The sequence below is a fragment of the Trinickia sp. genome (assembly GCF_051953405.1).
Classification (GTDB): Bacteria; Pseudomonadota; Gammaproteobacteria; order Burkholderiales; family Burkholderiaceae; genus Trinickia.
In genome coordinates this window covers 82,558-90,700 of sequence record NZ_JBQCIV010000130.1, presented here as the reverse complement: position 1 = coordinate 90,700, position 8,143 = coordinate 82,558, and the positions used below count along the sequence as shown (strand labels likewise).

General features: G+C 65.5%; 9 protein-coding genes. 6 read left to right on the top strand and 3 right to left on the bottom strand.

Annotated elements, in window-relative coordinates; all coding sequences use genetic code 11:
• The first annotated feature begins 127 nt into the window (after positions 1-127).
• The 3 genes from ispD to ACTHN9_RS23715 all read left to right on the top strand — a co-directional run bounded on the left by ispD (position 128) and on the right by ACTHN9_RS23715 (position 1,827).
• Positions 128-832, top strand: coding sequence for a 2-C-methyl-D-erythritol 4-phosphate cytidylyltransferase (gene ispD, locus ACTHN9_RS23725; RefSeq protein ID WP_440539250.1), 705 nt, complete (start codon positions 128-130; stop codon positions 830-832).
• A gap of 119 nt (positions 833-951) precedes the next feature.
• Positions 952-1,443, top strand: coding sequence for a 2-C-methyl-D-erythritol 2,4-cyclodiphosphate synthase (gene ispF / locus ACTHN9_RS23720; RefSeq protein WP_440539249.1), 492 nt, complete (start codon positions 952-954; stop codon positions 1,441-1,443).
• A gap of 15 nt (positions 1,444-1,458) precedes the next feature.
• Entirely contained in the window at positions 1,459-1,827 is a 369-nt protein-coding gene (locus ACTHN9_RS23715) for a hypothetical protein (protein ID WP_440539248.1), read from the top strand.
• A gap of 57 nt (positions 1,828-1,884) precedes the next feature.
• On the opposite strand, the gene ACTHN9_RS23710 is transcribed toward ACTHN9_RS23715, so the two are convergent.
• Genes ACTHN9_RS23710 through ompR form a run of 3 tightly spaced genes read right to left on the bottom strand, consistent with a single transcriptional unit; the run spans position 1,885 to position 4,578 of the window.
• Positions 1,885-2,433: a peroxiredoxin gene (locus ACTHN9_RS23710; RefSeq protein WP_440539246.1), complete on the bottom strand. Its 549-nt coding sequence runs from the start codon at positions 2,431-2,433 to the stop codon at positions 1,885-1,887.
• A 22-nt stretch (positions 2,434-2,455) separates the two neighbouring features.
• Positions 2,456-3,805, bottom strand: a complete 1,350-nt coding sequence (locus ACTHN9_RS23705) for an ATP-binding protein (protein WP_440539245.1) — start codon at positions 3,803-3,805, stop codon at positions 2,456-2,458.
• A 38-nt stretch (positions 3,806-3,843) separates the two neighbouring features.
• Positions 3,844-4,578, bottom strand: coding sequence for an osmolarity response regulator transcription factor OmpR (ompR, locus tag ACTHN9_RS23700; protein WP_440539244.1), 735 nt, complete (start codon positions 4,576-4,578; stop codon positions 3,844-3,846).
• 236 nt (positions 4,579-4,814) lie between these two features.
• Here ompR and ACTHN9_RS23695 point away from each other — a divergent pair, with 236 nt between their 5' ends.
• Genes ACTHN9_RS23695 through ACTHN9_RS23685 form a run of 3 tightly spaced genes read left to right on the top strand, consistent with a single transcriptional unit; the run spans position 4,815 to position 8,135 of the window.
• Positions 4,815-5,165, top strand: a complete 351-nt coding sequence (locus ACTHN9_RS23695) for a hypothetical protein (RefSeq protein WP_440539243.1) — start codon at positions 4,815-4,817, stop codon at positions 5,163-5,165.
• Positions 5,166-5,203: 38 nt separating this feature from the next.
• Positions 5,204-6,892 carry a DUF1800 domain-containing protein gene (locus tag ACTHN9_RS23690; RefSeq protein WP_440539242.1) on the top strand — a complete coding sequence of 563 codons (1,689 nt, stop codon included), beginning with the start codon at positions 5,204-5,206 and terminating at the stop codon, positions 6,890-6,892.
• A gap of 4 nt (positions 6,893-6,896) precedes the next feature.
• Positions 6,897-8,135, top strand: a complete 1,239-nt coding sequence (locus tag ACTHN9_RS23685) for a DUF1501 domain-containing protein (protein WP_440539241.1) — start codon at positions 6,897-6,899, stop codon at positions 8,133-8,135.
• Positions 8,136-8,143: the final 8 nt, after the last annotated feature.

Genomic DNA, 8,143 nt, shown 5'->3' with positions numbered 1-8,143 from the left:
GCGCGGCGACGCTCTTTCGAGCGCCGGGCGTCGCATCGAAGACGAATGCGGTGCCCGGAGCAAAGCGCCTATTATAAAATCCGTCGTCCATTTTTGACTGGCGGCCCGTACGGCCGACTCCGATTTCGTGACTTCACGCTTTTTCGCCCTGATTCCTTGCGCGGGCACCGGTAGCCGTTCCGGTGCACCGATGCCCAAGCAATACCGCTGCCTGGCCGGGCGCGAGCTGCTGTCCTTCACGCTGGCAGCGTTCGACGCCTGCGCCGAACTGGCGCAGACGCTCGTCGTCATTTCCGCCGACGACACCCATTTCGACGCCGGGCGCTTCGCGCCCTTGCGCTTTGCCGTGCGCCGTTGCGGCGGCGCGTCGCGGCAGGCGTCGGTCAGGAACGGGCTCGATGCGCTCATCGAAATGGGGGCGGCCGACGACGACTGGGTACTCGTTCACGATGCGGCTCGGCCGGGCATCACGCCCGAGCTGATCCGCGCGCTGATCCGCGCGCTGGCGGACGACGACGTGGGCGGCATCATGGCGCTGCCCGTGGCCGATACGCTTAAGCGCGTCGATATCGAGCACGGCGACCGGATCGCGCGCACCGAGTCTCGCAACGGGCTCTGGCAGGCGCAAACGCCGCAGATGTTCCGCATCGGCATGCTGCGCGAGGCGATCGCGCGCGCCGAACGGGACGGGCACGATTTGACCGACGAAGCGAGCGCGATCGAATGGCTCGGCCACGCGCCGCGTCTCGTGCAAGGCAGTTTGCGCAATTTCAAGGTTACCTATCCCGAAGACTTCGCGTTGGCCGAGGCGATTTTGACGCAACGCCCGTGACGCAATCGACGCCGGCGCTGCTTGCGCCGCCCGGGCCTTGACGGCCGCACCGTCGACGGCCTGGCGCTTTTATCACCCAACCGCGGCCTTTTGGGCCGCGACAGCATCGAGACTCGCAAATGAATTTCAGAATCGGACAAGGCTATGACGTGCACGCGCTCGTGACGGGGCGGCCGCTCATTATCGGCGGCGTGACGGTGCCTTACGACCGAGGGCTGCTCGGCCACTCCGACGCCGACGTGTTGTTGCACGCCGTCACCGATGCCCTGTTCGGTGCGGCGGGGCTCGGCGACATCGGGCGCCACTTTCCCGATACGGATAAGCGCTTCGCGGGGGCGGACAGCCGCGTGCTGCTGCGCGAATGCGCGGCTCGCGTCAAGCAAGCGGGCTTTGTCATCGTGAACGTCGACAGTACGGTCATCGCGCAAGCGCCGAAGCTCGCGCCGCACATCGAGGCAATGCGCGTCAACATCGCCGCGGATCTGGCGTTGCCGCTCGCGTGCGTGAACGTCAAAGCGAAGACGAACGAGAAGCTCGGCTACCTGGGGCGCTCGGAGGGGATCGAGGCGCAAGCCGCGGTGCTGCTGAGCGTGGCGGGCGCACGCGGGTAGCCGGAGCGTTCTGCCGTGGAGAACGACGCCCCGATCTGCATGGAAGCCTACCGCGCCGGCGTCGCCGCCGCAGAGGAAGCATTGGCCGCTTCGCCGGGGCCGATCCTGTTCTTGGAAGAGGGCGAAGCCGACGACACTGCGCGCGGCTACGCCATGGGATGGAACACAATCTGGGCTTGCGATGAAAATCGCCGCCGCGCCGGTGCATTCGATTCGTGCGCCACCCACGCGCTCGTGCCGTGCGCAACGCCCGACTTGGATGCTTCGCGAATCGAAAGCGATGCCGTGCCGAATCCCACGCAGGCCGGTCGGCACGAGACGGCGGACAAATCCGAAGCGGTATTCGACGTCCTGATCGATGCCGTGCTGGCTTGGTTCGATTGACGGCAGGCTCGGACGCCCCAACGGGGCGTATCGGGTCGCTAGTGTCCCGAGCCTCGATTACAGCGTCGCGCCGCCCACCGAGCGGTTGCACGGGCACAGGCCGCCCGTTTGGAGGGCGTCGAGTAGACGTAAAATCTCGTCCGTATTGCGCCCGACGTTCAGGTTGTTCACCGACACGTGCTGGATCGTGTTGTCCGGATCGACAATGAACGTCGCGCGCAGGGCCACGCCGGCTTCCTTATCGCGCACGCCGAGTTGGTCGATCAGCTCGCCCTTGACGTCGCCGAACGCGTAGTGGTTCAGCTTGTCGAGATCCTTGTGTTCGCGGCGCCAGGCCAGCTTGACGTATTCGTTGTCCACGCTGCCGCCGAGCAGCACGGCGTCGCGTTCCTCGAAATCCTTCTGTAGCCTGGCGAATTCGACGATTTCGGTCGGGCAGACGAACGTGAAGTCCTTCGGGTAGAAATAAATGATCTTCCACTTGCCCGGGAACGACTGTTCGGTGATCTCTTCGAAGGCCGACTGACCGTTTTCCTCGTGCTGGTTGAAGCCCGGCTTCGCAGCCGCGACAGTAAATGCTTCGAGTTTATCGCCCACGGTTTTCATGCGATGACTCCTATGTCTGACCCTACGCGCTCTTGACGAGCGGAAATTCGATCGTGACTTCGAGCCCCGGAGCGGGCACGCGGTTGCGCAGCTTCAGCGTGCCGCGATGGCGGCTCACGATGCGCTGGACGATCGCCATGCCGAGGCCCGTTCCGTTCGCCTGGCTGCGGGCCGAATCGACGCGGTAGAACGGGCGGGTGACGAGGCCGATCTGGTCCTCGGGAATGCCGGGGCCTTCGTCTAGCACGGACAGCTCCACCCGCGAATGCGAGACGCGCGTCTCGACCATGATGTGCGGAATGCCGTCCGTTTCGCTCAAGCCGTACTTCTTCGCATTCTCGAGCAAATTTCCGACCACCCGGCGCAGGTCGGTTTCGTCGGCATCGACGACCGCCTCCTGGGCAAGGCGCACCGTGAGCCGCACGCCGTCTTCGCTGGCCAGCCGCGCCGCCATGTCGCCCGCGATCAGCGACAAATCGACGGGGCGCGAGAAGTGCTGCGGCGGGCGGGCGTAATCGAGGAAGCGCCCGATGATGGAGTCCATCTGTTCGATATCGTCGACCATCGCGTCTTTCGTCGCCTGATCCGACGGGCTCATTTCCGTTTCGAGCCGCAGCCGCGCGAGCGGGGTGCGCAAATCGTGCGAGATGCCGGCGAGCATCAGTGCCCGATCGGCCTCGAGCTGTTCCAGGTCGCGCACCATTTGATTGAAACTGCGGTTGGTCTCGGCGGCCACGCCGAGGCCCTGTTCGGGCAGCGGGTCGGGCGTTTGACCCAGCCCAACCCGGTGCGCCGCGGCTGCGAGGCGCGCGAAGGGACGATTCACCAGGCTCGTGATGAATGCCGCGCCGAACAGCGACAGCGCGAGGGCGAAGACGCCCCAGCCGGCCCACTGCAGCCCCGTGACGTTGTCGAGCTGATCCCGGTCGAGCGCGACCCAATAATCGTCGTCGTCGATCTTGAAGCTGATCCAAACCCCAGGGATATCGTTGACCGATTGGGCGATGATCGTATCGTCGCCGAGCCGGCCGCGGATGTCGTGCTCGATGAGCCGGTTCAGCGATTCGTCCGGCTGCAAGGTGTACTTATCGGTACTCTCGCGCGGATAGACGCGCACGCCTTCGTTGCTTTCGAGATCTTGCAGCAACGCTCGGCGCAAATCCGGATCGGAATAGAGCAGCGCCGTGCGCGTGAGCTTCACCACCGCGACGAGCTGCAGCGCCACGCGCTGGGCGCGCGGCTCGCGTTCGATCACGCGAAAGCTTTGAAACCACGCGGCCAAGCTGACCGCGATCAACAGCGCGATCAGTAAGAAGGTACGCCAAAACAGGCCCCCGAACGCGTGGGCGAGAAACCGCCGGTTGATGCGCATGGGGGCCTATCGGAGCGCGCGGGGCGAGAGCACGTGCGTCACGCGGAGCCGTCGGGGATGAAGACGTAGCCGAGACCCCAGACGGTTTGAATGAAACGCGGGCTGCTCGGATCGACCTCGATCAGCTTGCGCAGACGCGAAATCTGCACGTCGAGGCTGCGATCGAACACTTCGTATTCGCGGCCGCGCGCAAGTTCCATCAGCTTCTCGCGCGAGAGCGGCTGACGCGGGTGGCGCGCGAAGACTTTCAGTACCGAAAACTCGCCCGTGGTGAGCGGAATCTCCTGGCCGGCCTTGGTCAGTGTGCGCGTGGCGAGGTTCAGCGCGAAATCGCCGAATTCGAACACCTCGGCCGTCTCGGACGGCGCGCCAGGCAGCTCCGACGGCGATTGACGACGGAGCACGGCATGAATGCGCGCCACGAGTTCGCGCGGGTTGAACGGCTTGGGCAGGTAATCGTCGGCGCCCATCTCCAAGCCGACGATGCGGTCGACGTCCTCGCCCTTGGCCGTCAGCATGATGATCGGGGTGCGGTCGTTGCTGCCGCGCAGCCTGCGGCAGATCGACAGCCCGTCCTCGCCGGGTAGCATCAGGTCCAGCACGAGCAGGTCGAACCGCTCGCGCACCCAAAGCTTGTTCATCGCGGGGGCGTTCTCCGCGACGTAGACGTTAAAGCCCTGCTCGCCGAGATATCGGCGAAGCAGGTCACGCAGGCGGGGGTCGTCGTCGACGACCAAAATCTTCGAAGGGTTTTTTGTTTCCATGGCCGGCATCTTAGCGCGATTGGAAAGGAGGGCGCGAAACTGGGAATTATTGGGTTACAGACAGTTACAAAATTTACCCGTGTTGATGCGCCGCGTAAACGGTGCGCACATAAACTTCTTCACTGATAGCGGCTGTTCGGTGGATACTTCATCCCATTAACACCACTCTCTCGCGCTCGATGTTGGGTCGGGCATCAGTACACGTAATCCGAGGTAGCCGGTTGCCGCACGACGAAGGGAACAAGATGACGGTGGGACACGCGTTGCCGCGCCTGCGAGTGCGGATCGCCGCGGTCGCCATTGCCGGTGCAGTCGCGGGCCTGATCGTTGCCGCCGACGCCCAGGCGCAAGCGCCGCAGCGCGAGCGCCGGGTCGAGCGAGCGCATCCGTTCCGTCCATACGGCCATCGCTACTTGCCTCCCCAACCGCAAACCCATCCCGCGCCGGTCAGCGCGCCGCCGACTTCGATCGTGCGCACGGCGTCGTCGCCCGACGAGTTCAGCAATCATCAGCGTGACGGTCACATGACGCCCGACGAGCGCCGGTTGCTGCGCCAACATATCGAAGACGCCGTGCGCGAGCTGTATAAGCGCTGATTAAGCGCGGACCGACATTCGACGCCGAGGGGAGCGCGATGCGAAAACGTTTTCTGCGTGCTTCGGGCGCGAACCTCGGCGCCGCGCTGCTGCTCCTTGCGCTTGCATCGAGCGCTATCGCCGATTCCCATCGCTCGTATTCGAAGCATACGCGCGTTGCGCATCCGAGCCAGGGTTCGCAAGACGTTCCAAAGGCCAACGCGCCCGAGCGCGCCGATTTCGCGCAGCCTCTGCTCGACGAGGACGACGCCCGATATTTTCTGACCCGCACGGGCTTTGCACCGGACGCGCAGGCGCTCGCGCCGTATGTCGGTCTTTCGCGCGAGCAGGCCGTGGACATGTTGCTGGCCACGGCGCGCGCGACACCGTTCACGCCAATGCCCGCGTGGGTCGACGAGCCGATCCCGACGCGTGCGCAGGAGCGCGCGCTGGACGCCGACGCGCGCCGGGCCGAAGCGGCCGAACGAGGCCGCCGCTACGAAGCGCTGCGCGGATGGTGGATCCACGAGATGGTCGTCACGCCGTCGCCGCTGACCGAGCGCATGACGCTTTTTTGGCATGGGCACTTCACCTCGGCGCAGGACAAGGTGCCTTATCCGCAACTGATGGCGCGGCAAAACGCGTTGTTGCGCCGCTATGCCTTGGGCAGTTTCGCCCAGATGCTGCACGCGGTGGCGAAGGATCCCGCGATGCTCATGTATCTCGACGGCGCGGGCAATCGAAAAGGGCATCCGAACGAGAACTTCGCCCGCGAGGTCATGGAACTCTTCACGCTCGGCGAAGGGCATTACACGCAGCGCGACGTCAGCGAGGCCGCGCGCGCCTACACGGGCTGGAGCCTGGATCCGGACACCCGCGCATACGTCTGGCGCGCCGAGTGGCACGACGCCGGTACGAAGACGGTGCTCGGCCAAGTCGGTGCGTTCGATGGCGACGCCGTGCTCGACCTCTTGTTGGCGCAGCCGCAAACGGCGACGTTCATCGTGACGCAACTGTGGCGCGAGTTCGTCTCCGAGCGTCCCGCCCCGGCCCTGATCGAGCCGATCGCCGCGCGCTTTCGCGCGAGCGGCTACGACATCGCCGTAGCGCTGCGCGGACTGTTTTCGACCGACGCCTTCTGGGACGCACGCAATCGTGGCGTGCTCGTGAAATCGCCGGTGCAATTCGTCGTCGGCACGTTGCGCTCGTTCGATGTCGATGACGACGATACGACCCCGCTTGCGGGGACCGTCCGCAATCTCGGCCAAAATTTGTTCGCGCCGCCGAACGTGAAAGGCTGGCCGGGTGGCTCGACTTGGATCAACAGCACCACGCTCCTTGCGCGCGAGCAGTTCGTCGAACAATTGTTTCGAGCGACGGAGGCGAGCCGGGCAAGCGCGAGGACGATGCAGATGCCTTCGATGGCCGGAATGGCCGCCGGGAGCGCACCGGAGATGGCGGCGCACGATGGCTCGCCCAAGATGGCAGGAATGCCGGGCACGAGCATGGCCGCATCGATGCAATCGTCGCCGAGCGCCCCCGCGCATGCGCGCGGCATGCGCTTCGATCTCGACGGCTGGCTCGCCCGCTATGGCACGGCACCGGCTCAGCGGCCCGGGCTTTCGGTCGAGTTGCAATTGCAGCACGCGGTGCTGCCGATTTCCCCCGTCGATCCGATCGACACGGGTGCGTCGAGTTCGGCGTATTTGCGTGCGTTGCTGATGGACCCCGTCTACCAACTGGACTGAACCGATGCTGCGACGCCGCTTTCTTTCTTCGATGACAGCCGCTGCCGGCGCGGCGCTCGCCGTGTCCGCCGATCCCGCGCTGGCGCAGCTCGCATCGACGCTCGCGCCTGCGCCTGCGCCGATGCGGGGGCCGACCTATCGCAACCTACTGATCCTGATCGAACTGAAGGGCGGCAACGACGGCCTGAACACGGTGGTTCCGTACGACGATCCGAACTACCGCGTCTTGCGTAAGCGGATCGGTATCGACCGGGAACGCGTCATCGCGCTCGACGAGCGGACCGGCTTGCACCCCGCGCTGCAACCGCTGCTGCCTTTGTGGCACGAAGGCCAGTTGGCGATCGTGCAGGGCGTCAGCTATCCGCAGCCGAACCTCTCGCACTTTCGCTCGATCGAAATTTGGAATACGGCGTCGCGTGCCGACGAATACTTGGACGACGGTTGGCTGACGCGCGCTTTTGCCCAAGTGCCGGTACCCGCCGGCTTCGCGGCGGACGCGCTCGTGATCGGCAGCGCGGAAATGGGGCCGTTAGCCGGTGGCGCGCGCGCGATCGCACTCGTTAATCCGGCCCAATTCGCGCAGGCATCGCGGCTCGTGCAGCCCGCCTCGCTGCGCGAACGCAATGCCGAGCTGGCGCATATCCTCGATGTGGAGAACGACATCGTTCATGCGGCCTTGCGCTTGAAACCGCATCCGGGCGAGTTGGCGTTGAAGACGCCGTTTCCGAGCGGTGCGTTCGGCACCGCCGCGAAGACGGCGATGCAGGCGCTGGCGAGCGCCGATACGCCACGCGGCCAACCGATCCCCGGGCAAGGGGTGGCCGCGATCCGCTTAACGCTGAACGGTTTCGATACGCATCAAAACCAGCCGGGCCAGCATGCCGCGTTGCTCGCGCAGCTGGCGCAAGGGCTCACGGCAATGCGGGCCGCGTTGATCGAGCTAGGCCGGTGGGACGACACGCTCATCGCGACCTATGGCGAATTCGGCCGCCGGCCGCGCGAAAACGAGACCAACGGGACCGACCACGGCACCGTCGCACCGCATTTCGTCGCGGGCGGCCGTGTGCGCGGCGGACTCTACGGTCCGGCCCCGGAACTGGCGCGGCTCGACGGCAACGGCAACTTGCCCGTCGGCATCGATTTTCGGCAGATTTTTGCCACCGTGCTTGGCCCTTGGTGGGGCCTCGATGCGAGCCGGGTGCTGCGCGGACGTTTCGAGCCGTTGCCGCTGCTGCGCGTCTGAAGGGCGGA

Excerpts from the sequence above, each read along its gene's own strand:
- ACTHN9_RS23710 (WP_440539246.1), bottom strand. The coding sequence starts at position 2,433 with ATGAAAACCGTGGGCGATAAACTCGAAGCATTTACTGTCGCGGCTGCG.
- ACTHN9_RS23705 (WP_440539245.1), bottom strand. The coding sequence starts at position 3,805 with ATGCGCATCAACCGGCGGTTTCTCGCCCACGCGTTCGGGGGCCTGTTT.
- ACTHN9_RS23695 (WP_440539243.1), top strand. The coding sequence starts at position 4,815 with ATGACGGTGGGACACGCGTTGCCGCGCCTGCGAGTGCGGATCGCCGCG.
- ACTHN9_RS23690 (WP_440539242.1), top strand. The coding sequence starts at position 5,204 with ATGCGAAAACGTTTTCTGCGTGCTTCGGGCGCGAACCTCGGCGCCGCG.
- ACTHN9_RS23685 (WP_440539241.1), top strand. The coding sequence starts at position 6,897 with ATGCTGCGACGCCGCTTTCTTTCTTCGATGACAGCCGCTGCCGGCGCG.
- ompR (WP_440539244.1), bottom strand. The coding sequence starts at position 4,578 with ATGCCGGCCATGGAAACAAAAAACCCTTCGAAGATTTTGGTCGTCGAC.
- ispF (WP_440539249.1), top strand. The coding sequence starts at position 952 with ATGAATTTCAGAATCGGACAAGGCTATGACGTGCACGCGCTCGTGACG.